This is a genomic window from Aeromonas rivipollensis (assembly GCF_037811135.1).
Classification (GTDB): Bacteria; Pseudomonadota; Gammaproteobacteria; order Enterobacterales; family Aeromonadaceae; genus Aeromonas; species Aeromonas rivipollensis.
The window spans coordinates 1400951-1427825 of record NZ_CP149130.1 but is presented as its reverse complement, the minus strand read 5'-3'; the positions used below and the strand labels follow the sequence as shown (position 1 = coordinate 1427825).

The window sequence follows — 26875 nt, the reverse complement described above, 5'->3', positions numbered from 1 at the left end:
CCATCATGGCCGTCGGGGGCTAGTGTTCTGCCACTTCCGGCTGGGGAGCTTCCGAGCGTTCCCGCTGCAGTTCATCAACCCTGGCTTGCCATTTGTCATGGGCCTGTTTTTGCCCCTGTGACTCGAATTCCTGGCGCATGGTGTCGATTTCTTGGTCAAGTTTTTCCATCAGGATGTCTCCTTACATCTCGGGTTACACACTGGCTGACGGCACTGTTGGCCAACCTGCTCTACCCGATTGGACACCAAGTCTTCACCGATTGTCCAACTAAATAAACGATTTATTATGCAAAAACCAATCTAAAAAACAGCAATTGGCTTCTTATGAAGCCATGCGAAACTCGACTAACCAGGTGCAGGGAAATCCTGTTTTTTCTTTCATTATCAGTACATTGAAAGCATTCACCTCGGCCTTTCCGCCACACTTTCCCGGGGCTTCTGGTTATGCACATTTTTTTCACGACCTCCGCTTGGGCCCCCTTCGCCCATGCGAATCTGCTCCCGGGCCGCACTTTTGCCGGGCGGCTCACACTTCAGGGCGTGGCCACAGCACACAAATCTCCAACTCGTGCTTCTGGTGTGGGAGCGGCATATGGCCACTCACTTCTGACAACAGGATAAAAAACACTAGCAACCATTTGTTTTAAAACGAAATAAAATTTATAAAACCAATTCGCCACGGTGACATCAAAATGCGAGCGGGGTCACAGGACGGGGGCGCTGACACAAAAATCCAGTAAAGGGCACATATATCCGATTTCGACTCTGGGGCAAGGGCGAAACAATAGGCGGGTCAATTGTTACCCATCGCAACGGCTCCGAGAAGGAGCCAGGAGACACCTATGCTCACCTCCTTGATAGACGAAGGATTGATCTGCCTCGACATAGCGGCCAACGACAAACAGGGGCTCTTTGTGGAGCTGGCCGCCCGGCTCAAAGCCTGCGGCAAGATAGCCAGTCAGGATCTGTTCGTGCGCGACCTCTGGGCGCGGGAAAACCTCGACAACACAGGGTTTGAACAGGGGGTCGCCCTGCCCCATGCCAAGAGCGAGGCGGTGCTGCAGCCCGCCATCGTCATCGGCATCAGCCGCCAGGGGATAGACTACGGCGCCGAAGATGGCTTGCCCTCCAGACTCTTCTTCATGATTGCCTCCCCGGCAGGGGGCGCCAACCATCATATCGAGGTGCTGGCCGAGCTCTCCACCAAGCTGCTGGAGCCGGGCTTTATCCCGCAGGTGCAAGCAGCCACCAGCAAGGCCGAGGTGCTCAAGCTGCTGGCGGCCCAGGCTCCCGCCAGTGCGGCCGGCAACAAGCCAGCCCAGCTCAGGGCGCCGCAACCCAGCGCACCCGAACCCCAGGATCGCAGCATCAAGGGCCAGCTCAACACCCTCAAGCAGCACCTGCTGTTTGGCACCTCCCACATGATCCCCTTCATCGTCGCGGGGGGCGTTCTGCTGTCGCTCTCGGTGATGATGAGCGGCAAGGGCGCCGTGCCCGAGGCAGGCGTGCTCAAGGACATGGCCGACATGGGGATAGCGGGCCTCACCCTCTTTACCGCCGTGCTCGGCGGCTACATCGCCTACTCCATGGCGGACAAACCGGGCCTGGCGCCCGGCATGATCGGCTCCTGGATAGCGGTGCAGCAGTACCACACCGGTTTTCTCGGCGCCATTCTGGTGGGCTTTATCGCCGGCCTCATCGTCAATCAGCTCAAACGAATAAAACTACCGGACTCCATGAGTTCGCTCGGATCCATCTTCATCTATCCGCTGATCGGCACCTTCCTGGTGTGCGGCATAGTGATGTGGGTGATAGGTGCGCCCATTGCCGCCATGATGGAGGGGATGAACCACTGGCTCTCCAGCATGGCAGGCTCCGGCAAGGTGATGCTGGGGGCCATCCTGGGTGGCATGACCGCCTTCGACATGGGCGGCCCGGTCAACAAGGTGGCGACTCTGTTCGCCCAGACCCAGGTCAACACCCAACCCTGGCTGATGGGGGGCGTCGGCATCGCCATCTGCGTGCCGCCCCTTGGCATGGCGCTGGCGACCCTGCTCTCCCCCCGTCGCTACAAGAAGGAAGAGCGTGAAGCGGGCAAGGCCGCCGCCATCATGGGCATGATAGGCATCAGCGAGGGGGCCATTCCCTTTGCCGCCGCCGACCCGGTGCGGGTCATCCCGGCAATCGTCGCGGGCGGCATCGTCGGCAACATCACCGGCTTCATGATGCACAGCATCAACCATGCCCCCTGGGGCGGCTGGATAGTGCTGCCGGTGGTGGAAGGCAAGATGGGTTATATCCTGGGCACAGTGCTCGGCGCCCTGACCACGGCCCTTATCGTCAACCTGCTGAAAAAACCGGTGACCGAAGAGGAAGAGGTAGCCACCCCGGATGGCGGTTACGAGGTCATCGAAGCGGAAGGTGAGGCAGAAGTGCTCGCCATCACCGCCTGCCCCTCAGGGGTGGCCCACACCTTCCTCGCCGCCAAGAGCCTGCAGAAGGCGGCCGCCAAGGCCGGCATCAAGCTCAAAGTGGAGACACAAGGCGCCAACGGCATCATCAACCGCATCACCCCCAAAGACGTGGCCAACGCCCGCTGCGTCATCCTGGCCCATGACGTGGCCATCAAGCACAGAGAGCGCTTCGCTAATATCGAAATAATCGATGTCAAAACGAAGGATGCTATCCACAATCCAGATGGATTGCTGGCCCGCACCCTGGCTGGCAGCAGCAAGGTCGCCTGACGACGCCGGTTTTTCGTGCTGAACAGAAGGGGCCCCGAGGCCCCTTTTTGCAGTGGCAGAAGATGAGGGCGCAAGCTCGCCTCCCCCCAAGCCCCCCTTGCCATCCCCATAAAAAATCCGGAGCCAGTGACTGGCTCCGGATGATTGTCCCTCACGGGCGGGCGGCATCGGCCGTGTCAGCCGTCCGTTCGCGGCGCGCTCACCTGTTACATAGCCGGATTAAGGGGTCGGCTTGACCAGGGTATCCAGCCCGTTCACCGTCAGGGTGCCTCTGCCTCTGGTCATCTTGTGGAAGTTGGTGCCTTGCTGGGAGGGGTTGTCTGTCCGGGTCAGCAGGGTGGCCCCGTTGTTATAGTTCTGGATCTCGGTGGCGGTGAGCGGCCGATCCGACAGGATCAGCAGCAGAGTACGAAACGCCTTCTGCGAGGTGGCCGCGCTCGGCACCCTGGGCTTCTGATCGGCCGGGATCAGGGCATAGGCATCGAGACTGGCGGGATCCGTCATCTCGGAGGCGTCCATCAACCCCATCAGGTAGAGCTCGATGTCGGCGTAGTTGGCACTCACGTTGTTCAGCTGGCCGACGATGCCGAGCCAGGGAGCCCAGTGCCCGGTAACGGGTGGCACCACCCAGTTCGCCCAGCGATGGGCCATCTCGTGCAGGATGGGGCCATAGGTCGAGGTCGACAGGTACTTCTTCTTGTAGAGGAAGAAGACCCCCTGCAGCTTGCCGTCCGAGTGAAACGCCGCCGTCTCATCAAACATACCCAGGCCTATGCCCGTCACATCGTTTCTGACGTGGGCATATTCACCGGTGGGCATGCCCGCGGGGACATCGTCGTTGTTCATCACCACAGTGATGAAGTCGAAGGCATCGCTGAACTGGCTGTAGACCTGTCCGGTCAGATCCTTCAGGGCACTCTGCCCCTCGGGGGAGTTGATGGAGGTCCTATTCCAGAATGCAAAGGCCTCCGGGCTCAGTTGCAACGAGGCCAACTGGTTTTGCCGCGGCTCGATGACGATGGGGGCTTCGGGGGCCGTCGGCATCACGGTCAGCCGGGCCGCCGTGCTGGTGACGCCCCCCAGGCTGGCGCTGATGAGTGCAGATCCCTCGCTCAGGCCGCTCGCCTCCCCCCGGCTGCCAGAGGCATTGCTGATGGGCGCGACGGCAGGCGCATCGGAGGACCAGAGGATGGCGTCGTCGTCCGTCACCTCCTGGTTGTGGCCATCGGAGAGGGTGGCCATGGCCTGATATTGCACCTTGTCTCCCACCATGACAGAGGCATCCGGTGGCGTTACCTCCAGGTTGGTCACCACGGCGGATGAGACGGTCACCGGAGCCGAGGCGGTGAAGGCGGTGCCATCCAGGGTGCCGCTCGCCATTATGGTGGCAGTTCCCACCGTCAGGCCCGTCACCAGCCCCTTGCTCCCCCCCTGGTTGCTGACGCTCGCTATCCCGGGTTGATTGCTTTGCCACTGAATGAGGGCGTTGTCGGTGACGTCGAACGAAGTGCCATCGGTGAGATAGGCAATGGCGACAAACTGTGTTTGCAGGCCAGCCGCAATGGCGCCCCCCATGGACTGCACCTCGATCCCGATGACGGCGGCCGAGCTCACCCTGAGCGGCTCGGTCGCCTCGACGGAGACCCCGTTGATCATGCCGCTCACCCCTATGGTGGCACTCCCCGGAGTCAGCCCGGTGACCAGCCCTGTCTCGCTGATGCTCGCCACCGCCGGATCGCTGCTGTACCAGGTCAAGGCGTCATGCTCGGTCACCTCTATGGGATCACTGTCATCGGACAGGGTGGCGAAGGCGTGCAGCTGCGCACTCAACCCCATGGGCAGCGGATCCTCGGGGGCATGGATGTCCAGCCCGGTGATCACCGCATCCGTCACCGCCAGCGGGGCCGAGGCCTGGAAGGAGGCGCCGTTGAGGGTGCCGCTGGCCTCAATGTTCGGCTCCCCGACCGCCACCCCGGTGGCGAGACCCTTGTTGCCGGCCTCGTTGCTGACCAGGGCGCTGCCCTCGTCACTGCTGCGCCACTGCAGGGCCGAGGCCTTGGTCACGTCTCGCGACTGGCCGTCGGAGAAGGTGGCGATGGCCACGAAGGGCTGGTTCAATCCCACCGGCACCCTGGCCGTGACCGGGGTCAGTTGCAGCTCTGTCACATAGGCATCGATCACCTCCACCCTGGCGGTGGCGCTATGAGACTCGCCATTGACTGTCCCCGTGCTGGTCAGGGTGGCCGTGCCCGGGCCGCCCCCCATGGCGAGGCCCTGATCATCCACCCTGACCACGGCGGTGTCGCTGCTGCTCCAGACAAGGTCGGGATGCCCGGTCACATCCTGCACGGCGCCATCATCCCAGGTCGCCTGCACCTGAAACTGCTGCTCGATGCCGACGGGGACCCTGATCTCTTCCGGACTAATCCGCAACGAGGCGAGGGAGGGCCCCTCCGCCGTTGAGCCTTCCTCGTCATCACTGCCACACCCCAGCAGCGCCAGCGCTGCCAATCCTGCTATCCACCACTTGCCCACTGCCATTACCCATTCCTCCCTAAACCATTCCCTTGCCCAGCGCGCTCGCGTGCGCCGGGGCCGCCTGTCGCTGCGGCTGTTTGAACCAGGCGAGGAGTAGAGCAACGGGGCATTTTGCCGTCCACCGAAAGCCACGGCGCAGACAGCCTGGGTTAAGAAAACCGCGATGAAACTTGGGAAGCCGCCCCAAGTCACTGACAAACCACCCTTTATCCGCCGTCGAACCGCGGCATACACCAAGGAGCGAGGCCCTTTCGGGCCCCTGTCATTGCCTGCCCGGAGTCATGGCGCCGGGCTCAGGCCGACTGTCATGCCAAGGCTCATGCGATCCCCTCGACCGAGCAGGCAGAGAAGTTGATGGCAGCCAATGCTTCGCCCTCTATCTGGGGGATTGAGCGCCAAGTGGAGAGGAATATGATGGGCGCGCCATCCAGAGCGGGAGCCAGTGCATCATGACAGCCCAGAGTGAACAGCAAAAACAGAACGAACAGCAGCTGCAGAGCGAGATCCACCGCTGCGACAAGTGCGGGGAGCGCACCCGCCATATAGTGGTGCTGGTGGCCCGCGACCACAGTCAGGACATCATGCCCAAGGATCCGCGCAAGGCCTTCTGGCAGGCCTTTCGTTCCAGCACCCTCACCAACTGGGCATTTGGCGAGACCCTGGCCTATCAGGCTACCCATGTAAAGCACTTGATTTGCGAGCGCTGCGGCGAGAAGTTTCTCGAGTATTGAGCAGACTGGCTGCTGTTATCACAGGGGGTAGCGTGGTTTTTAGGTTGGCGCAGCGCGTAGCTAAGCCCGACAGGCGAGCATTATTGCGCCAGCCAGAACGGAATAAACGTGGATGCAAGAGATTGGCACACCAGAATTAACGATACATTTCGCGGTAAACCTTGGCTTCACTTCGTTCAGCACCAGCCCAAGATTTTTAGCACAGGATACGAGATGAGCCATATATCCAACGAGACGGCAATCGAAACGACGGCACCTTGCCCATGAAGCGCTTCCTGATCGCACAAACTGGGCTGAGCCCCTTTATTCAGTGCTCTACTGTCCTTCACCATCATTTGGCGTTACAACATTATGCTGCATTTCTCTTAGAAACAGATTGGTTAGATCTTGAACCGTCTTATCCATATCTCCTCGCTGGCGATAAACTGCAATGGTAATATTTGGGAGTGCAGGGAGCTGGGTCAATCTCTGGCTATGCTTTGGGGGTGTTTGAGAAAATAAAGCGACGACACCCAGCCCAGCCTCTGTAGCAGCCTGTAAAGCTGCAAGGCTACTGCTCTCAAATGCTATATGCCAAGGAATACCTTCTCTATTCAATGCCTCTAATATGCGGTTACGCCATGAGCAAGGTTGACTGAAAATGACTAAAGGTAATGATTCACCTTGATGTTCGAACCCATGAGCTGCAAACCAATAAAGTGGAAAACTGAATTCCTGAATTGGTGCTGGCGCATTGGCAATCGGCATGCTGACCAACACATCCAACTCACCACGTTCAAACGCAGCAAATAGTGACTGCTTGTTAGTCACCTCAACCCGCAAGCTTAATCCTGGATGCACACAAGCAAAGTCTGCTAGTACGCGGGTAAAGTGATTACTCACAAGATCTTCAACCAAACCAATACTGCAATGCAGTTTACCTTGTGATGCAGGCTTTAGACTCAGTTGATCGGTCAGACTCAAAATGCGTTCTGCATAAGGTAATAACGCCTCCCCCTCCGTACTTAAACGTATTCCTCTGTTGGAGCGAAGCAGCAATGCATGGCCTAGTTGCTGCTCTAAACGCTGAATTTGTTGGCTAAGCGCTGGCTGTGTTTTCCCTTGCAATATTGCGGCCCGGTTAATGCTGCCACATCGTACGACACTCACGAAAGAGCGCAGCAGCGCGGTATCAAAGTCATTTGTCATAAAGGAATCTTATAGCTGCCATACATTTTTGCAGTCTACCTATGAACTGTGGCATCCGCTAGACTGAGCATGCTTTTATTTTTTAGCTGGAGTTCACGATGTATGTTTTAGCTGTCATTCTTGCGATTGCAGGTTCGGTCGTATACCATCTTTCGATTAAATTTGTACCTAGCGGTGTCAATCCATTTTTATCTCTGTCCTTGAGTTATGGCATCGCCCTTTTATTATGTTTACCTGGCATTTATTTTTATGACGGTAGTCGCAGCTTCCAAATATTAAACTGGAGTGTTGCGGGCGTGGCGCTGGGAATTTTAGGAATTGAGCTTGGATTCTTGTTGCTGTATCGAGCCGGTGGCCATTTAGGGATATCTTCATTCCTGACCAATGCAGCAGGTACACTCTTGCTTTTACCTATTGGACTGTTGTTTTTTCGAGAAGCCTTTTCAGTCACTCGATTGCTGGGCATGGGTGTCGCCCTCTGCGGTCTATGGATGATGATGCCACGTAAATAATAAATATCGTAGGTTCGACTAGCAAAGCTGATTCTGGTATTGGCGTATCTTGGATATTGAATTTTCGAACGCCACGACAACCTTCAACGGAGTAGGTGGATGCTTAATTCGATGGCACCTGATGTCTATTTCGAAATGGAAAACTGAAAAGTGACCATATTCAAGCATGTCCTTACTTAATCCAATAGAGCTAACTGGATTATACAAGAATGAATCAATACAGACGTCCCCCAATAACTGAACCAGATTGCTTGTGAAATTCATATCCAGCCTGGTCATTACGGCGCCACTCGGCTTGAACCCGGAACTTATCCGGCAGGATTTTCATATGGATTTGCTTTAGCGGACGGTGGGACGCCTCTGTCTGATCGTGACTCTCGTCGCGGCAGCAATGGCGGTAATTGGCTGGCCAGTGCATCGCTATCACGCCAAGCAACAACAGCCGGAGTCGCTGACAAGCCCATTTCTCCAGCTTGCACTCCCCCAAGCTCCCCTGATGACAGCCATTTATGTGCGCTGCCTCACATCTTTCTCCCTCTATCCCCCTCACAAATTTACAGAAGAAGCTCCTATCTCTCGTCCAGACTGGTAGGGCCACAGCAATATAGCCGCAAGGAAATGCCCGCTAACGACATGATTTTATATGTAAAAACCAATTGAATTCGCTAATGGTGCCCAACTCCTCGCTTTGGGATCCGGCTCACACTCGGGATTTTACCGCACAAAAATCCAGTCATTCGCACATTTGTCCGATAGGGTTGCTTGCGCCCCGACGCGATAATAGTCGTGTCAATTTTGTCTGCATGCCGTGTGCACGGCATGCCAACAGGCTCCATCAAGGGAGCAGGGAGAACGCCATGATCACCACCCTTATCAACGAGCAGCTGATCGCGCTCGATTTAAAGGCCACGCGCAAGGAGGAGGTCTTCAGCGAGATGACCCGCTTGCTGGTCGCCCAAGGCAAGGTCAGCGACGAGCAGCAGTTCATCAAGGACCTGTGGGCCCGGGAAGAGCTGGACAACACCGGCTTCGAGGAAGGCGTGGCCCTGCCCCACGCCAAGAGTGCGGCGGTGAGCACCCCGGCGGTGGCCATCGGCATCAGCCGCGCCGGCATCGATTACGGCGCCGAGGATGGCATGCCCTCCCGGCTGTTCTTCATGATTGCCTCCCCGGCGGGCGGCGCCAATCACCATATCGAGGTGCTGGCCGAGCTCTCCGCCAAGCTGATCGAAGAGGGCTTTATCGATGCCCTGCTGGCAGCCAAGACGCCTACCGATGCGCTGGCCCTGCTGCTCGAGAAGAAAGAGCCGCAAGTGGCCACCCCGGCCGCCGACAAGGGCCTCATCATCGGCGTCACCGGCTGCCCGGCCGGGATCGCCCACACCTATCTGGCGGCGGAATCCCTGGAGCGCGCCGCCAAGGAGCTGGGGTACGAGGTGAAGGTGGAGACCAATGGCTCCATCGGCGTCAAGAACAGCCCGACTGCGGCCGAGATTGCCCGCGCCAGCGCCATAGTCGTGGCCTGTGACAAGCAGGTGGACATGGCCCGCTTCAACGGCAAGCCGCTCATCAAGACCGGGGTGAAAGCCCCCATCAAGGATGGCAAGGGCCTCATCGAGCAGGCCCTCAAGGCCCCCGCCTATGTGGCGGACAAGGATGAGCGCAAGAGCGAGGAGAAGAGCTCCGGCGGCAGCTCGGATCTCTACCGTTACCTGATGAACGGCGTCTCCCACATGATCCCCTTTGTGGTGACCGGGGGCCTGCTTATCGCCCTGGCGCTCGCCATCGGTGGCGACCCGACCCCGAGCGGCATGCAGATCCCGGCAGGGAGCATGTGGAACCAGATCCTCAACGTGGGCGTCGCCGCCTTCACCCTGATGATCCCCATTCTGGCGGGCTATATCGCCTACGCCATAGGTGATCGCCCCGCCCTGGCGCCGGGCTTTATCGGCGGCTGGATCGCCAACAACGGCAGCTTCTACGGTGCCGACGCCGGTACCGGCTTTATCGGTGCCATCATAGCGGGCCTCTTGGTCGGTTATCTGGTGCGCTGGATTGCCACCCGTCACTACCACAAGATGGTGCAGCCCCTGGTGCCCATCCTGATCGCCCCCATCGTCGGGTCGCTCTTTATCGCCGCCGTCTTCATCTTCATCATCGGTGCGCCCATCGCCGACATGATGACCGGCCTGAACGCCATGCTGCTCTCCATGAGCGGTGGCAGCCTGGTGCTGCTGGGCATAGTGCTAGGGGGCATGGCGGGCTTTGACATGGGCGGCCCGGTCAACAAGGTGGCCTTCCTGTTCTCGGTGGGCATGATAGCCTCCGGCCAGACCCAGTTCATGGGGGCCATGGCCTGCGCCATACCGGCGGCGCCGCTCGGCATGTCGCTGGCGACCGTGCTCGGTCGCAAGCTCGGTATCTTCGATGCCTCCGAAATCGAGGCGGGCAAAGCCGCAGGTGCCATGGGCCTGGTGGGTATCTCGGAAGGGGCGATCCCGTTCGCCGCCCGTGACCCGCTCGCCGTCATCCCCGCCAACGTGCTGGGCAGCATGACCGCCGCCGTCATGGCCTTCCTGTTTGGCATCACCAACAGCGTCGCCCACGGCGGCCCCATCGTGGCCCTGCTGGGCGCCGTCAACAAGCCGCTGCTGGCCCTGCTCTGCATGATCTGCGGCGCCATCGTCACCGGCGTGGTGGCGGTTGCCCTGAAAAAGCTGCGGGTAAAGAAGAGTGACGGAGTGGCACTGGCCAAGGCGGCCTGACCCTTTTCGCACCACAGGCACTTGAGATGACAGTAGGCCACCCCCGGGTGGCCTCCTTGCTTTTGCGCGCCCCAGCCCTGACCACCTTTTTGCGAGCCTGACGGCGCCTGCCCCTGCGGCGCCGTACCATCCCGGGCGCGCGGCCCTGTGAGCCGACACTGTGATCCCCTTCACGCTTCAGGGCCACAAGCCGCCAAACTAGGAAATTTTCCTAATCCCCCTAGGCATGGCTCTCACGCCATCCACAGCCCGCCTCTTTACAGTCGACCTACCTGATGTAGTTACCCGGCACGCCATGGTGCGTTCGGGCATGGGTTCAATCGACAGGGGAGCGCTCTGCAGTTCGCCCTCTTCCTGTCGCCCTTCCCGTGGCGTGACCTCCCATAACAGATTGAACGAGTTCAATACACAAATGAGGAACGCGGCGGGAATAGCGTCTATCTCGCAGAGGATGAACGAAGATGTTTAAACTGCTCGAACAGGTCCGGATCCCCACCCTGGACCTGCCGGTCGAAGCCCGGCGCAAGCTCTGGTTCAAGCCATTCATGCAATCTTATCTGGTTGTATTCATTGGCTATCTGACCATGTATCTGATCCGCAAGAACTTCAACATCGCCCAGAACGACATGATCCAGGAGTACGGTCTCTCCATGACCGAACTCGGCATGATAGGCCTTGGCTTCTCCATCACCTACGGGGTGGGCAAGACGGTCGTCTCCTACTATGCCGACGGCAAGAACACCAAGCAGTTCCTGCCGCTGATGCTGATCCTCTCCGCCCTCTGCATGCTGGGCTTCAGCGCCAGCATGGGGGGCACCGGGTTCAGCCTCTACTTCATGATCTTCTTCTATGCCCTGAGCGGCTTCTTCCAGAGCTGTGGTGGCTCTTGCAGCTACTCCACCATCACCAAGTGGACACCCCGCAACAAGCGCGGCACCTACCTCGGCATGTGGAACCTCTCCCACAACGTGGGCGGCGCCGGTGCGGCCGGTGTGGCGCTGTTCGGTGCCAACTACCTATTCGATGGCAACGTGCTCGGCATGTTTATCTTCCCCTCCATCATCGCCCTCATCGTCGGCTTCGTCGGCCTGCGTTTTGGCAGCGACTCGCCGGAAGCCTATGGTCTGGGCAAGGTGGAAGAGCTGTTTGACGAAGTCGCGAGCGAAGAGGACATCGCCACCGAAGAGCAGAAGCTGACCAAGTGGCAGATCTTCGTGAAGTACGTGCTGATGAACAAGGTGATCTGGCTGCTCTGCTTTGCCAACATCTTCCTCTACGTGGTGCGCATCGGCATCGACCAGTGGTCCACCGTCTATGCCCACCAGGAGCTCGGCTTCTCCAAGGAAGTCGCCATCCAGGGCTTCACCTTCTTCGAAGTGGGCGCCCTGGTCGGCACCCTGATGTGGGGTTACCTCTCGGATCTGGCGAACGGTCGCCGTGGTCTGGTGGCCTGCGTGGCACTGGCGCTCATCATCGCCACCCTGGGGCTCTACCAGCACGCCACCACCCAGTTCATGTTCCTGGGCTCCCTGTTCCTGCTGGGCTTCCTGGTATTCGGTCCGCAACTGCTGATCGGCGTGGCCGCCGTGGGCTTCGTGCCGAAACAGGGCATCAGCGTGGCCGACGGGGTCAAGGGGACCTTCGCCTACCTCATCGGTGACAGCTTCGCCAAGCTGGGTCTGGGCATGATCGCCGACGGCACCCCCATCTTCGGCCTGACCGGCTGGACCGGCACCTTCGCGGCGCTGGACATGGCCGCCGCCGCCTGCCTGGTGCTGATGGCCTGCGTCGCCGTGGCCGAGGAGCGCAAGATCCGCCGCATCAAGCGCGAGCTGAGAGCCGCCGAGCTGGCCACCCAGTCCGCCTGATAACAGCAACACATTTCACTCCGTAGTGTGCATTCGGCCCCCCTTTCTGGCGGGCCGTTTTTTCATGCCAAGCGCCTGCCAATGCCCCTTCTCTGCTCACCCCTTGCGCAGCCAAGGCCTGTGGGCGCGGCCAAGATCCCACTTTCACCCCGCACCTTTGGCAAACCCGCCCGCTTGGCGCTATCTTGTGGCCCCATCCCCACTTGTCCAGAGAGCCCATGAAGATCCTCGCCGTCACCGCCTGCCCCACCGGCATCGCCCACACCTACATGGCCGCCGAGGCGCTGCAAAGCGCCGCCGACAAGCTGGGGCTCAAGATCAAGGTGGAGACCCAGGGCGCCATGGGGCTGGAGAACGTGCTGACCGCCAGGGACATCGCCAGCGCGGATCTGGTGCTGATCGCCTCCGACATCGAGATAGAGCAGAAGGAGCGCTTCCTCGGCTGCACCGTGCGCCAGGTATCCCTGGAGTCCGTGCTGCTGGACGCCGCCGCCGTGCTCAAAGCCTCCACCCCCGGCACCTGAATGCTCCGCCGCGAGCTCACCTTCTGCTGCCACCTGGGCTTGACCATCACCCAGGCCAAGCAGCTCTGTCGACTGGCCGGGTTGTTCAAGTCCCAGATCCTCTTCATCAACATCAGCCGTCGCCAGCGGGCAGAGGCGAGCAGCCAGCTCGCCCTGCTCACCCTGGCCACCCAGCCCGGGGATCTCTGCCAGTTGCTGATCGAAGGGCTGGATGCGGAGCTGGCCCACATGGCCTTCACCTGCTGGTGCGTGGAGCTGGGCCAGCCGCTGGGGCGCCCCGCCACCTCGGCCCCGGCCGAGCAGCGCCTGGCCGCCGCCCTGCCCGACTACGGCTTTTCCCTCGCCCAGCTCGGCCACAGCTCAGCGCCCCTCGACAAGGCCCTGGCGTTGCAGGCCCTGGTGGATCTGCTGCCAGCGGATCGGGTACGTGACAGAGCCGCGCTGGAGCAGGCCATAGCGGATCGGGAGCGGCTTGCCGCCACCATCATCCGGCCGGGCCTTGCCATGCCCCATGTGATCTGCCCCGCCATCACCAAAGCCGCCCTCTCGCTGCTCAGCTGCGATGAGCCCCTCCCCTGGGGTTCGGCACTCGGGCCTGTGCAGACCATCATATTGCTGGCCATTCCGGCCGGACTGGCCCCCGAGCAGTTGCGCCCCCTCACCCGGCTGGCCCGCGCCCTGATGGACGAGGTGGTCAGCACGGCGCTGCTGCACGCCAGCTCGGCCCCCGCCCGCCAGGCCATCGTCATCGACAGCCTGCTGAGCTGAGAGGCGCTGCAAGGGCAGGTCGCTCGATTTATCGCCCCCAGGGCGAGCCCGTCCCCGATGACCCACGGCAGGCGCCTCCGTGATACACTCCGGTATCCCCTGTTTTTGGTATGCACGCGATGAAACCTGCCCGTCCCCGCCTCTCCCTCTCCGGCCGCACCAGCGCCGCTGGCCGCCCCACACAGGATGAAGCCCACAAGCCCGGCCTTGCCCGCTCACGGGCCGGCACCCGGCAGGCGGGCGACGCCAGAGTGGCGGGGCAGAAACCAGAGGTGGCACCGGCAGATCGCAAGCTCTTGCTGCTGAACAAGCCCTACATGGTGCTCTGCCAGTTCACCGACGAGGCGGGGCGCGAAACCCTCAAGGATTACATCAAAGAGCCCGGCATCTATGCCGCAGGTCGGCTCGACCGCGACAGCGAGGGGCTCTTGCTGCTCACCAACGACGGCAAGCTGCAGGCGCGCCTCACCCAGCCGGGGGAGAAGACCCCCAAGACCTACTGGGTGCAGGTGGAAGGCGTGCCGAGCGAGGCGGCGCTGGCCAGCTTGCGCGCCGGGGTGGAGCTCAACGACGGCATGACCCTGCCCGCCGGGGCGCGCATTATGGATGAACCTGCCGTGTGGCCGCGCAACCCGCCCATACGGATGCGCAAGGAGATCCCCACCAGCTGGCTTGAGATAAAAATTGTGGAGGGGCGCAACCGTCAGGTGCGGCGCATGACGGCCCATATCGGCCACCCCACCTTGCGCCTCATCCGCTACGCCATCGGCGACTGGACCTTGGGTAACTGGCAAGAAGACGGTCTGGCACCCGGCCAGAGCCGCAGCCTGCCCGCCCCCGAGCTGGCACCGGCCAGGCGCCAGCCGTCATCACCCCGAGCCAGTGGCAGCGCAGCCAAACCGGCAGGCGAGGCGCCGCGCCGGGCGAGCCAGCCCCCGCAACGGGACAAGCCACGCGGCACGGGCAAGCCCGCATCACCCACGACGGGCGAGAACAAACCCCGCAGCAGCGGCCGGGGCACGGCCCGCCGACCCGCCCGCCACCCCAGCGACAAGGAGTCATCATGATCGAACACCCGCCCCTGCCCGCCCACCTGACGGTGGCCGCCCTGGTGCACTGGCAAGGCCGCTTCCTGCTGGTGGAAGAGGAGATCAAGGGGCAGCGCCGCTTCAACCAGCCCGCCGGCCACGTGGAGCCGGGGGAAAACCTGATTGAGGCGGCCTGCCGCGAACTGAAAGAGGAGACGGGGCTGACTGCCACCCCCAGCGCCTGGCTCGGGGTCTATCTGTTCAAACCGGCGGACAGCGAGGCCACCTTCGTGCGTACCGCCGTCATCTTCGACCTTGAAAAGGCGCCGGGTCAGCACCATCCAGAGGATCCCGACGGCGATGTGCTGGCCTGCCACTGGCTCACCCTGGCGGAGATAGCCGAGTGCAAGCCGGCCCTGCGCAGCCCATTGGTGTGGCAGTGCATCCAGGACTATCTGGGGGGCACCCGCCTGCCGCTGTCGGCGCTCAAGGCCTTTATTTGAGGTCATTTGACACTCTTTTTTGGCCTCGATGGCCAGCAGCAGAAAAACGATTTCCCGTCGCCGGGCTCCCGAGGGGAACGACGGCAGGGAGATGTGACCGGGGGCGCAAAACTCTGGTAGAATACGCCCCGTTTAAACGAACTGGTAACTTCGACTAATGACAGACAACAGCCAAATCAAGGTGATCGTCGGCATGTCCGGCGGCGTGGATTCTTCCGTCTCGGCCTACCTGCTCCAGCAGCAGGGTTATCAGGTCGAAGGCTTGTTCATGAAGAACTGGGAAGAAGACGACACGGACGAGTACTGCTCCGCCTCCCAGGATTTGGCTGATGCCAAGGCCGTCTGCGACAAGCTGGGCATGAAGCTGCATACCATCAACTTCGCCGCCGAGTACTGGGACAACGTGTTCGAGCACTTCCTGGAAGAGTACAAGGCGGGGCGCACGCCGAACCCGGATATCCTGTGCAACAAGGAGATCAAGTTCAAGGCGTTCCTCGAGTTTGCCGCCGAAGAGCTGGGTGCCACCTACATCGCCACCGGCCACTATGTGCGCCGTGACGACAGCACAGGCCGCCCGCGCCTGCTGCGCGGTCTCGACAACAACAAGGATCAGAGCTACTTCCTCTACACCCTGAGCGAAGCCCAGGTGGGTCAGAGCCTGTTCCCGGTCGGGGATCTGGAGAAGCCGGAGGTGCGCCGCATCGCCGAGCAGCTCGAGCTCATCACCGCCAAGAAGAAGGACTCCACCGGTATCTGCTTCATCGGTGAACGCAAGTTCAAGGACTTCCTGGCCAAGTTCCTGCCCGCCCAGCCCGGCCCCATCGAAACCGTGGACGGCAAGGTGATAGGCGAGCATCAAGGCCTGATGTATCACACCCTGGGCCAACGCAAGGGGCTCGGCATCGGCGGCATGAAGGATGCGACCGAAGAGGCCTGGTACGTGGTGGACAAAGAGGTTGAGCGCAACACCCTGGTAGTGGCGCAGGGGGAGCATCCCCGCCTCTACTCCGATGGCCTGATCGCCAGCCAATTGCACTGGGTGGATCGCACCCCGATCCGGGCGCCGCTACGCTGCACCGTCAAGACCCGTTACCGCCAGCAGGACATCCCCTGCCTCATCCAGCCCATCGACGACGAGACCATCAGGGTCATCTTCGACGAGAAACAGGCTGCGGTGACCCCGGGTCAATCCGCCGTCTTCTATGACGGGGAAGTCTGCCTGGGCGGCGGCATCATAGAACAGCGTTTCAGCCATCCGGTTTGAATCCTTAACAGAAGGCAGCAGACGTGAGCGACAAATTCCAAGACAGAACAATGGCTTTCGCCGGCATCTGCCAGGCGGCCTATCTGGTGCAAAAAGTGGCCCGTGACGGCAGCTGTGACGAGGCCTCCCTGCGCGAGAGCCTGCAAAGCGTGCTGGTGACCGATCCCAAGCAGCCGCTGGAAGTGTTCGGCAGCCACCTCGCCATCCGCGACGGCTACCGCGCCCTGGTGGAGCAGCTGGGGGCCGACGGCAGCCAGAAGAACGCCGAGCTGACCCGCTACGTGGTGAGCCTGATTGCGCTGGAGCGCAAGCTGGCCAAGCGCAAGGACATTCTCAACATGCTGGGGGAGCGGATCGGACAGATCGGCCGCCAGCAACAGCATTTCGATCTGCTCGACGAGCAGATCCTGGCCAACATGGCGAGCATCTACAGCGATCTTATCAGCCCGATAGGCCCCAGGATCCAGGTAGCGGGCACCCCGCTGTTCCTGCAGCAGCCCCTGGTGCAGCACAAGGTGCGCGCCCTGCTGCTGGCAGGCATCCGTGCCGCCGTGCTCTGGCGCCAGCTTGGCGGCAGCCGTACCCAGATCATCTTCGCTCGCAAGAAGATGGTGGAACTGGCCAAACGTTTTTGAGTTTCTAACCCCCCACACACATCAGGAGTTCACCCCATGGAGCTGTCCGCGCTGACTGCTGTTTCCCCGATTGACGGTCGTTATGGCGACAAGGCCGATGCCCTGCGTCCCATCTTCTCCGAATTCGGTCTGCTGCGTTTTCGCGTCGAAGTCGAGGTGCGCTGGTTGCAAAAACTGGCCAGCCACGCCGGGATCCCGGAAGTCCCTGCCCTGAGTGCGGCCGCGAGCGCCCTGCTGGACGGCATAGTCCTGAACTTCAACGAAGCGGACGCCGCGCGCATCAAGCAGATAGAGCGCACCACCAACCATGATGTGAAAGCGGTGGAGTACTTCCTGAAAGAGAAGGTGGAAGTGAACCCTGAGCTGGCCGCCGTCGCTGAGTTCATCCACTTCGCCTGCACCTCGGAAGACATCAACAACAACTCCCACGGTCTGATGCTGAAAACCGCCCGGGACGAGGTCATCAAGCCTTATTGCGAGAAGCTCATCAGCGAGCTCAAGCGCCTGGCCCACGAGTACCGCGACATGCCGCTGCTGTCACGCACCCACGGCCAGCCGGCGACCCCGAGCACCATGGGCAAGGAGATGGCCAACGTCGCCTATCGCCTGGAGCGCCAGTACAAGCAGATCATGGCGGTGGAGATCCTCGGCAAGATCAACGGCGCCGTGGGCAACTACAACGCCCACGTGAGCGCTTACCCTGAAGTGGACTGGCACCAGTTCTCCGAGGAGTTCGTGACTTCCCTCGGCCTGACCTGGAACCCCTACACCACCCAGATCGAGCCCCACGACTACATCGCCGAGCTGTTCGACGCCATGGCCCGCTTCAACACCATCCTCATCGACTTCGACCGCGATGTGTGGGGTTACATCTCCCTGGGTCACTTCAAGCAGCGCACTATCGCGGGCGAGATCGGCTCCTCCACCATGCCGCACAAGGTCAACCCCATCGACTTCGAGAACTCCGAAGGCAACCTGGGGCTGGCCAACGCCGTGTTCCAGCACCTGGCGAGCAAGCTGCCCATCTCCCGCTGGCAGCGTGATCTCACCGACTCGACCGTGCTGCGCAACCTGGGTGTGGCCGTGGGTTACTCCCTGATTGCCTATCAGGCGACCCTCAAGGGGATCTCCAAGCTGGAAGCGAACAGCGATGCCATGGCCGCCGATCTGGATGCCAACTGGGAAGTGCTGGCCGAGCCCATCCAGACAGTGATGCGCCGCTACGGCATCGAGAAACCCTACGAGAAGCTCAAAGAGCTGACCCGTGGCCGCCGTGTGGATGCCGAAGGCATGCGCACCTTCATCGATACCCTGGAACTGCCCGAGGCCGTCAAGGTCGAACTGAAGAAGCTGACCCCGGCCAACTACCTCGGTCAGGCCCAGCGTCTGGTCGATCTGCTGAAGTAAGCGGCTAAACCGAACCGGCGGGGGCCCTGTCATGACGGCAGGGCCCCCGTTGATTTTGGCTCATTCGATAGCGTCATAGGCCATCGGGCCATTTCAGAGCCCTTGCCCAAGCCAGGTTTGGGCAAGATCTCTCACAAGATACGAGAAGCACCATGTACGAACTCAATCTGGATATTGCCCACTTCCTCGAGCATTACTGGCAGAAGCGCCCGCTCCTCATCAAGGGTGGCTTCAAAGACTTTCAGGATCCCATCAGCCCGGACGAGCTGGCGGGCCTGGCCATGGAGGAGGTCATCGAATCCCGCCTGGTGACCCGTTTCGACGGCAAATGGGAAGCGGCTCACGGCCCCTTCGAGTCATACGACCACCTGGGGGAAGAGAACTGGACAGTGCTGGTGCAGGCCTGCAACCACTGGGCTCCCGAGGTGCACGAGCTGGCGCTGCCGTTCCAGTTCATCCCGGGCTGGCGCTTTGACGATGTGATGGTGAGCTTCTCCACCCCTCACGGTGGCGTCGGCCCCCACATCGACAACTACGACGTCTTCATCACCCAGGGCCAGGGCAAGCGTCACTGGCGGGTCGGCGATGCCAAGCCCCTCGAGGAGTTTGCCGCCCACGCCGCCCTGCTGCACTGCGAGCCGTTCGAGGCGATCATCGACGCCATCATGGAGCCGGGCGACATCCTCTACATCCCGCCCGGATTCCCCCACGAGGGCTACGCCATCGAGCCCTCCCTGAACTTCTCCGTGGGTTTCCGCGCACCGGACGCAAAAGCGCTCATCTCGTCCTTTGCCGATCACCTGATCGACAACGATCTGCGCACCGAGCGTTACGGTGACCCGGATCTCAAACCCCGCGCCCGTCACGGCGAGATCCAGCCCCACGAGCTGCACCGCTTGCGCGAGCTGATGCAACAGGCCCTGGATGACGAGACCCTGTTCAAGGAGTGGTTTGGCACCATGATCTCCGAGGCCAAGCACGATCTGGACGTGAGCCCCATGGAGCCTGACTACAGCGCCGAGGAAGTGGCCGATCTGCTGACCCAGGGCGAGCCCGCCATCAAGGTACCGGGGCTGCGCTCTGTCTGGTTCAGCGGCGAGAGCCGTAGCTGCTACATCGACGGCGAGGCCTGGACCCTGCCAAGCGAAGATGCGGCCGCCATTTCGCTCTTGTGCGACAAGGACATCATCACCCAGGCCGACATGGTGGAACTCGCCGATCAGGCCGGCTTCCTGCAGCTGCTGACCCGTCTCATCAACCGCGGTTACTGGTTCTTCGGCTAAGCCTGCAACAGGGGCACTGCCTGCGTGGGCGACGCGCCTGGTCGGACGCTGAGGCCCGCCCTGCGTTGTGGCGGACCAATGACTACACTGGGTGACGGCCAGAGGGGGAAAGGGGCCCAGGTTCCCTCGCTGGCTGTCTCATCCCTTGTTTGTCATTTAACAACATGGGTGCACACCATCGGGGGGGGCGAAAAATGGGAACCAAATGGCCTCACTCGCGGAAAATCAATTATTTTAGCCCCTAAAATCAGCTGTGAGCGAAAACGTTATCTTTCAAATTGAGGCGTTTTTAGCTCAAAACGTTGTTTCTGGATCATAAAAAGTATCCAAAAACTGGTGTATATTGCACGGCGGAAACTCCTTAACCATGAAGACTGACATGAAAAAGACCAAAATCGTCTGCACCATAGGTCCCAAGACCGAATCCAAAGAAATGCTCGGCAAGATGCTCGACGCCGGCATGAACGTCATGCGCCTGAACTTCTCTCACGGTGATTACGAAGAGCACGGCACCCGTATCCGCAACCTGCGTGAAGTGATGGCCGAGACCGGCAAGCACGCAGCCATCCTGCTGGATACCAAGGGTCCGGAAATCCGTACCATGAAGCTGGAAGGTGGCAACGATGTCTCTCTGGTCGCCGGCCAGACCTTCACCTTCACCACCGACCAGACAGTGGTTGGCAACAAAGACAAAGTCGCCGTGACCTACGCCGGCTTCGCCAACGACCTGCGCGTCGGCAACCGCATCCTGGTGGATGACGGCCTGATCGGTCTGGACGTCATCGAAATCACCGAGCGTGAAGTCATCTGCAAGGTGCTGAACAACGGTGATCTGGGCGAGAACAAGGGCGTCAACCTGCCGGGCGTCTCCATCAAGCTGCCGGCCCTGGCCGAGAAAGACAAGCGTGACCTCATCTTCGGTTGCGAGCAGGGCGTGGACTTCGTTGCCGCCTCCTTCATTCGCAAGAAAGAAGACGTGCTGGAAATCCGTGAGCACCTGAAGGCCCACGGTGGCGAGAACATCCAGATCATCTCCAAGATCGAAAACCAGGAAGGCCTGGACAACTTCGACGACATCCTGGCTGTCTCCGACGGCATCATGGTTGCTCGTGGCGACATGGGTGTGGAAATTCCGGTTGAAGAAGTGATCTTCGCCCAGAAGATGATCATCACCAAGTGCAACAAGGCACGTAAAGTGGTCATCACCGCCACCCAGATGCTGGATTCCATGATCAAGAACCCGCGTCCGACCCGCGCCGAAGCCGGTGACGTGGCGAACGCCATCCTGGATGGTACCGACGCCGTCATGCTGTCCGGCGAATCCGCCAAGGGCAAGTACCCGCTGGAAGCCGTGACCATCATGGCCACCATCTGCGAGCGTACCGACGCCGTGATGCCGTCCAACCTGTCTGCTGCCAACGACAGCAACAAGCTGCGCATCACCGAAGCCGTCTGTAAAGGCGCCGTAGAGACCTCCGAGAAGCTGGATGCCCCGCTGATCGTGGTTGCCACCGAAGGCGGCAAGTCTGCCAAGGCCATTCGCAAGTACTTCCCGAAAGCCTGGATCCTGGCCATCACCACCAACAAGAAAACTGCTGCCCAACTGGTCCTGACCAAGGGTGTGGTTGCTCACGTGGTTGACAGCATCGCCTCTACCGACGATTTCTATCGCATCGGCAAAGAAGCGGCACTGCAAAGCGGCATGGGCCTGAAGGGTGACGTGGTCGTCATGGTCTCCGGTGCCCTGGTACCGAGCGGTACCACCAACACCGCCTCCGTTCACGTACTCTAATCCGTCTTGAACCGATAAAACGGCGCCCTGGGGCGCCGTTTTTTTTATCTCTCCCCCCCTGCTGCCTCTCTCGCGCCGGTGCTAGAATCCACGCGGATTTCCCCCCAGTGGGAAACCTCCCGAATCTCGCATAATCACCCGGACGTTTTATGCCCTCAATACAGTTCAGAAGAGCCTCGGCCACCCTGTTGCCGCTGCTCTGTTTACTCATCAGCCTCTGCGCCCCCCAAGCCATGGCGCAGGATCTGCCCCAGCGCGCCACAGTACAGCGGGCGCTCGATGCCCTCGGCAAGTCAGAGACCCTGACCGTCAGCCAGCAGGCGGATCAGAAGTTGCTGACCGATACCCTAGCCCTGCTCGACAGCATCGAGAAGGAGCAGGCCAAGGCCAAGGCGCTGACACAGCGGGTACGCTCCCTGCCCGGCGAAATGAAAGAGATAGGCGCCAAGATAGACTCCCTGGCCCAGGACAAGGGTCCTGAGCAGCTCAAGAGTGAATACGCCAGCATGAGCCTGGCGGAGCTGGAGAGCCGTCAGCCGGAAGTGCTGGCCAACATGCAGGATGCCCAGGAGGCCCTCGGCACCATCGGCAGCCAGATCACCAGCCTGCAAACCCTGCCGGAGCGGGCCCAGGCCAACATGAGCCGCGCCTATCAACGCAGCCAGGAGATCCGCACTCGCCTGAACTCCGGGGACGGCGTGAGCAGCGCCGAGAAGATGAAGCTCAATACCGAGCTGGCGTTGCTGGACCTGCAACTGGCCAACCTGCAAAAGGATCTGGACAACCGCACCAGCATGCAGGATCTGGCGGTCAAGCAGCGCGACTATCAGAGTGCGCGCCTCGCCCATGAAGAGCAGAAACTGCAGGCCCTGCAGGAGCAGAGCAGCGCCAAGCGCCTCGGCGACACCGAGAAGGCCGCCGAGCAGACCGGTGAACTGGTCGCCACCCAGGACAATCCGCTGGTGCAAAAAGAGCAGGAGATCAACCACCAGCTCAGCCAGCAGCTCATCAGCGCCACCACCAACCTCAACCTGCTCGCACAGAAAAACCTGCAGGCCAAGAGCTGGCTGGAGCGCGGCACCCAGACCGAGCGCAACCTGAACGAACAGGTGCAGATGCTCAAGGGCAACCTGCTGCTGTCACGCATCCTCTATCAGCTCTACCAGCAGCTGGAGGCCGCCCCCTCCACCCTGGTGAAGAACCTGGAAGAGCAGATCGCCGACCTGCACCTGGCCCAGTTTGAACTGAGCCAGCAACGGGATCAGCTGTTCCAGAAGGGCCAATATCTGGACAACCTGATCGCCAACAGCAGGGAGACCGTCAGCGAAGAGGACAAGGCGAACCTGGTCAAGCTGATCGACACCCGCATCAGCCTGCTGGATCAGCTCAACCGCCAGATGGATGCCCAGCTGACCAACGCCATCAGCCTGCAGCTCACCCAGCAGCAGCTGACGCGCATCTATGCCTCCATCGAATTCACCCTGCAACAGCACATCTTCTGGGTCAGCAGCAACAAGCCCATCGATGGCAAGTGGTTCATCAACTGGCCGGGCCATGCCTACAAGCAGGTCTCCGACTGGGTGCTCAAGCCGGATTGGCAAGGCTGGGGCGACATGCTGCTGGCGGTCTCCCTGCTCGCCTTCCCGCTGCTGCTGGTGGGTGGCCTGCTGCTGTGGAAACGCCCGACCCTGGTCAAGCGCCAGCAGCGGATCGCCAAGGACCTCGGCCGCTTCCGTCAAGACAGCCAGTGGCACACCCCGCGCGCCCTGCTCTACACCGTTTTGCAGCGCCTGCCGGGTACCCTCTTCATCCTGGCCGCCGGCCTGCTGCTGGCCTATTGCGGCCTGCTGAGCCCGCGCCTCATCTTCCAGATCACCCTGAATCTGGCACTGGGCTACCTGGTGTTCAGCGTCTACCTGTCGGTGATGCGCCCCGGCGGCATCGGCGAGAGCCACTTCCGCATCCCGCGGGACGAGTTGCAGGCCAAGCGCACCAGCATGCGTTACCTCTGGCTGCCCCTGCTGCCCCTCATCATGCTCTCGACCAAGGCGGTGGTGGAACCCTCCTCCCTTGGCAATGACGTCATCGGCCAGGCGCTGACCATGTTGCTGCTGGGGCTGACCGCCTACCTAGTACTGCCCATCTCCCGCGCCCGCATCAAGGGCGAGGCCAGCATGCTGCAGACCATGACGGCAGTCGCCCTGGCGCTGGCGCCTGTGGCCCTGATGGTGCTGGCGGCCCTCGGCTACTACTACACCGCTCTGAAGCTGACCGGTCGCCTGATCGAATCCTTCTACCTCATCATCATCTGGAGCCTGGTCTATCGCACCGCCCTGCGTGGTCTGGAGCTGGCGGCCCGCCGTCTGGCCTACCGCCGCGCCGTCGCCAAGCGCGAGCACAAGCCTTCGGAAGATGCGGAAGGGGGCGAGGCCATCGAAGAGCAGCCCATGGATCTGGAAGAGGTCAGCCAGCAGTCCCTGCGTCTGACCCGCATCATGCTGCTGCTGGTGTTCGGCGTCGCCTTCTACTGGCTCTGGTCCGATCTGGTGGCTGTCTTCACCTACCTCGACAGCGTGGTGCTGTGGCACAAGAGCGAGGGCACTGGTGCCAACGCCGTGCTCTACCCCATCAGCCTGAGCGATGTGCTGACCGGCCTCTTCCTGTTCGGGGCGGCCCTGTCGCTGGCCCGCAACCTGCCGGGCCTGCTGGAGGTGCTGGTGCTCTCCAAGCTGCGCCTCGCCCAGGGCACCGCCTACGCCTTCACCACCATGCTCAACTATGTGCTGATCGGGATGGGCTCGCTCACCGCGCTGGCCATGCTGGGGGTCCAGTGGGAGAAGCTGCAGTGGCTGGCCGCCGGCCTCTCGGTCGGTATCGGTTTCGGCATGCAGCAGATCGTCTCCAACTTCATTTCGGGCATCATCATACTGTTCGAGCGCCCGGTACGGATCGGGGATACGGTCACCATCGGCACCATCTCGGGCACGGTCAACAAGATCCGCATCCGCTCGACCACCCTCACCGACTTCGACCGCAAGGAGGTGATCATCCCGAACCAGCAGCTGATGATAGAGCGGCTGATCAACTGGTCTCTGTCCGATACCGTCACCCGGGTCATCGCCCGGGTCGGGGTGGCCTATGGTTCGGATCTGGAGCTGACCCGCAAGCTGTTGATGCAGGCGGCCACGGAGAACAGCCGGGTCTTGAAAGACCCTGCTCCCATCGTCTACTTCCTCACCTTCGGCCCCAGCACCCTGGATCACGAGCTGCGCTTCTTCGTCAGCGAGCTCGGGGATCGCAACCCGGCCATCGATGAGCTGAACCGCCGGATAGACGTACTGTTCCGTGAACACGGCATCGACATCGCGTTCAACCAGATGGACGTTCACATCAAGAACAAGCAAGGGGACGAGCAGAAGATAGAATCCCGCCCGGCCCTGCCGCCACCCAATGGTGGCAAGCCGGCCTGATGCCGAACTCCTGCCCCCGCAAACAGGCTCCTCATCGGAGCCTGTTTTTTTTTACCCGGGCAGCCGGACTTGAAAGCGGGAGCAGGCCCCCAATATAGGGAAGACAACGGAATGTCACCCACGAGGATTTCATGGACTATCTCCACGCCGTGGTGCTCTTTGCCATCTCGGCATCGGTCACCCCGGGACCGAACAACATCATGGTGATGAGCGCCGGCGCCAACTTCGGGATCAGGCGCAGCCTGCCGCTGCTCATGGGGATCTGCGTCGGCTTCACTCTGATGCTGTTGCTGGTGGGACTGGGTTTCGGCCAGCTGTTCACCCTCTTCCCCAGCCTGCACTTCGTCATCAAGTGCGTGGGCACCCTCTATCTGCTCTATCTCGCCTGGCTGATTGCCCGCTCCGCCGACGAGGTGACGGGAGACGCCTCTGCCCGCCCCCTGGGGTTCCTCAAGGGCGCCCTGTTCCAATGGGTCAATGCCAAGGCCTGGGTGGTCGCTACCGGCGCCATCGCCGCCTTCACCAGCGCGGGGGCCGACTTCTACCAGCAGAACCTGACCATAGCCCTGACCTTCTTTATCGTCTCTTTCCCCTGCGTCGGGCTCTGGCTCCTGTGCGGCACCCTGCTCAAACGCTGGCTGACCAATGCCCTCGCCCGCCGCCGGTTCAACCATGCCATGGCGGCCCTGCTTGCCCTCTCGGTGGTGCCCGTCATACAAGAGATCCTGAGTCTGCCCTGACGCGTTGCCATGAGGCTGTGGATGGCGGGCGCCATCCATGGGACCATGTCTTATCTCCCTGCCCCTCGCGGGGCACTCTTTTTCTCTGGAGCGTGCAATGGAACAAGTGGTGTATGTGGCAAACCCGGTGAGCGGGTTGATCCATGTGTTTCGACTGGAAGAAGGCGAGCTGGTCCCGCTGCAGCAAGTCCAGACCGGCGGCGAGGTGCAGCCCCTGGTCATCAGCCCGGACAAGGCCTGGCTCTATGCGGGGGTGCGCCCCGACTTTCGGGTGCTGAGCTACCCCATAGCCGCGGATGGCCGGCTCGGATCGCCCTCCTCGGCGCCGCTCGATGGCAGCGCCTCCCACAGCTGCACCGATGGGACAGGGCACCTCTTCTTTGCCGCCTCCTACGCCTTCGACCATGTCAGCGTCTCGCCCATGGATGACGCGGGTCGAGTGCTGGCGCCCCACCAGCGCATCGACCGGCTGATGGCCGCCCACTCGGTGACCCTGCTGACAACGGAACAGGGTCATCAGGAGCTGCTGGTGGCCTGCCTCAAGGAGGACCTCATCCGCCGCTTCACCCTGGGAGAGGATGGTCAGCTGAGCCCCCATCCCCTCGGCGACATCCACACCGCCCCAGGCGCCGGGCCCCGCCATCTGGCGCTGCACCCCACCAACGGCGATATCTACTGCCTCAATGAGCTCGATGCCACCCTCAACCGCTACCACAGGGAAGCGGATGGTCGCATCGGCGCGCGGGAGAGCCTGGATATGCTGCCCGAGGGTTATCAGGGAGAGCGCTGGGGGGCCGACATCCACCTGACCCCGGATGGACGTTTTCTCTACACCAGCGAGCGGGCCAGCAGCCTGCTCAGCCTGTTCGGGGTCGATGAGGGAGACGGCGCCCTGACCCTGCTGGGCCACTTCCCGACCGAATCCTGTCCCCGTGGTTTTGCCATCGACCACAGCGGCCACTATCTGATCGCCACCGGACAAAAGTCCCACAGCCTGTCCGTGCATCGCATCGCGGCGCAGACGGGGGAGCTCAGCCTCTCATCCCGCCAACATGTGGGGGAAGGGGCCATGTGGGTGAGGGTGCTGGCGCTGGACAAGCCCGCCTAGGGAGGTT

Annotated in this window: 20 protein-coding genes; 17 read left to right on the top strand and 3 right to left on the bottom strand. The window is 61.3% G+C overall.

All coding sequences use genetic code 11. The annotated features are described in order from the left end of the window. Positions 1–19: 19 nt before the first annotated feature. Entirely contained in the window at positions 20–169 is a 150-nt protein-coding gene (locus WIR04_RS06550) for a hypothetical protein (RefSeq protein ID WP_338891379.1), read from the bottom strand. 673 nt (positions 170–842) lie between these two features. On the opposite strand from WIR04_RS06550, the gene WIR04_RS06545 reads away from it, so the two are divergent. Further along, complete coding sequence (locus WIR04_RS06545; protein ID WP_338891377.1) at positions 843–2744, top strand: PTS fructose transporter subunit EIIC; 1902 nt, start codon at positions 843–845, stop codon at positions 2742–2744. Positions 2745–2963: 219 nt separating this feature from the next. Here WIR04_RS06545 and WIR04_RS06540 read toward each other — a convergent pair whose 3' ends face one another. Beyond that, the gene (locus WIR04_RS06540; protein WP_338891375.1) at positions 2964–5285 is read right to left on the bottom strand and encodes an Ig-like domain-containing protein; all 2322 of its coding nucleotides are present in this window, start codon (positions 5283–5285) and stop codon (positions 2964–2966) included. A 446-nt stretch (positions 5286–5731) separates the two neighbouring features. On the opposite strand from WIR04_RS06540, the gene WIR04_RS06535 reads away from it, so the two are divergent. Next, a complete protein-coding gene (locus WIR04_RS06535; protein WP_338891373.1) occupies positions 5732–6013 on the top strand; it encodes a hypothetical protein in 282 nt (93 codons plus the stop codon). Positions 6014–6328: 315 nt separating this feature from the next. Here the strand turns inward: WIR04_RS06535 and WIR04_RS06530 are convergent, their stop codons facing one another. Next, positions 6329–7201, bottom strand: a complete 873-nt coding sequence (locus WIR04_RS06530) for a LysR substrate-binding domain-containing protein (protein WP_338891371.1) — start codon at positions 7199–7201, stop codon at positions 6329–6331. Between the two features lie 98 nt (positions 7202–7299). Between WIR04_RS06530 and WIR04_RS06525 the strand changes: the two genes are divergently transcribed. The 15 genes from WIR04_RS06525 to WIR04_RS06455 all read left to right on the top strand — a co-directional run bounded on the left by WIR04_RS06525 (position 7300) and on the right by WIR04_RS06455 (position 26868). Then, a complete protein-coding gene (locus WIR04_RS06525) occupies positions 7300–7713 on the top strand; it encodes a hypothetical protein (RefSeq protein ID WP_080741044.1) in 414 nt (137 codons plus the stop codon). A gap of 857 nt (positions 7714–8570) precedes the next feature. Further along, positions 8571–10478 carry a fructose-specific PTS transporter subunit EIIC gene (locus WIR04_RS06520; protein WP_338891368.1) on the top strand — a complete coding sequence of 636 codons (1908 nt, stop codon included), beginning with the start codon at positions 8571–8573 and terminating at the stop codon, positions 10476–10478. A 461-nt stretch (positions 10479–10939) separates the two neighbouring features. Then, on the top strand, positions 10940–12346 hold the full coding sequence (uhpT, locus tag WIR04_RS06515; RefSeq protein WP_025327704.1) for a hexose-6-phosphate:phosphate antiporter: 1407 nt from the start codon (positions 10940–10942) through the stop codon (positions 12344–12346). Positions 12347–12564: 218 nt separating this feature from the next. Next, entirely contained in the window at positions 12565–12870 is a 306-nt protein-coding gene (locus tag WIR04_RS06510) for a PTS fructose transporter subunit IIB (RefSeq protein ID WP_338891365.1), read from the top strand. Beyond that, positions 12871–13638 (top strand): PTS sugar transporter subunit IIA, encoded by a 768-nt coding sequence (locus tag WIR04_RS06505; protein ID WP_338891363.1) that lies wholly within the window; start codon positions 12871–12873, stop codon positions 13636–13638. It abuts the gene before it with no gap. A 119-nt stretch (positions 13639–13757) separates the two neighbouring features. Then, on the top strand, positions 13758–14705 hold the full coding sequence (locus WIR04_RS06500) for a pseudouridine synthase (protein ID WP_338891361.1): 948 nt from the start codon (positions 13758–13760) through the stop codon (positions 14703–14705). Then, positions 14702–15169: an NUDIX hydrolase gene (locus WIR04_RS06495; RefSeq protein ID WP_338891359.1), complete on the top strand. Its 468-nt coding sequence runs from the start codon at positions 14702–14704 to the stop codon at positions 15167–15169. The genes WIR04_RS06500 and WIR04_RS06495 overlap by 4 nt, the downstream gene beginning before the upstream one ends. A 157-nt stretch (positions 15170–15326) precedes the next feature. Continuing rightward, a complete protein-coding gene (gene mnmA / locus WIR04_RS06490; protein ID WP_106886237.1) occupies positions 15327–16433 on the top strand; it encodes a tRNA 2-thiouridine(34) synthase MnmA in 1107 nt (368 codons plus the stop codon). Positions 16434–16456: 23 nt separating this feature from the next. Further along, positions 16457–17068 (top strand): high frequency lysogenization protein HflD, encoded by a 612-nt coding sequence (hflD, locus tag WIR04_RS06485; protein ID WP_025327710.1) that lies wholly within the window; start codon positions 16457–16459, stop codon positions 17066–17068. 36 nt (positions 17069–17104) lie between these two features. Next, on the top strand, positions 17105–18475 hold the full coding sequence (gene purB / locus WIR04_RS06480) for an adenylosuccinate lyase (RefSeq protein ID WP_338891357.1): 1371 nt from the start codon (positions 17105–17107) through the stop codon (positions 18473–18475). Between the two features lie 152 nt (positions 18476–18627). Next, positions 18628–19758 (top strand): cupin domain-containing protein, encoded by a 1131-nt coding sequence (locus WIR04_RS06475; protein ID WP_025327712.1) that lies wholly within the window; start codon positions 18628–18630, stop codon positions 19756–19758. A gap of 379 nt (positions 19759–20137) precedes the next feature. Then, positions 20138–21550 (top strand): pyruvate kinase PykF, encoded by a 1413-nt coding sequence (gene pykF, locus WIR04_RS06470; protein WP_025327713.1) that lies wholly within the window; start codon positions 20138–20140, stop codon positions 21548–21550. Positions 21551–21699: 149 nt separating this feature from the next. Beyond that, the gene (gene mscK / locus WIR04_RS06465; protein ID WP_307764243.1) at positions 21700–25020 is read left to right on the top strand and encodes a mechanosensitive channel MscK; all 3321 of its coding nucleotides are present in this window, start codon (positions 21700–21702) and stop codon (positions 25018–25020) included. Positions 25021–25151: 131 nt separating this feature from the next. After that, positions 25152–25760, top strand: coding sequence for a LysE family translocator (locus WIR04_RS06460; protein WP_338891353.1), 609 nt, complete (start codon positions 25152–25154; stop codon positions 25758–25760). Between the two features lie 97 nt (positions 25761–25857). Further along, positions 25858–26868, top strand: coding sequence for a beta-propeller fold lactonase family protein (locus WIR04_RS06455; protein ID WP_338891351.1), 1011 nt, complete (start codon positions 25858–25860; stop codon positions 26866–26868). Positions 26869–26875 lie beyond the last annotated feature (7 nt).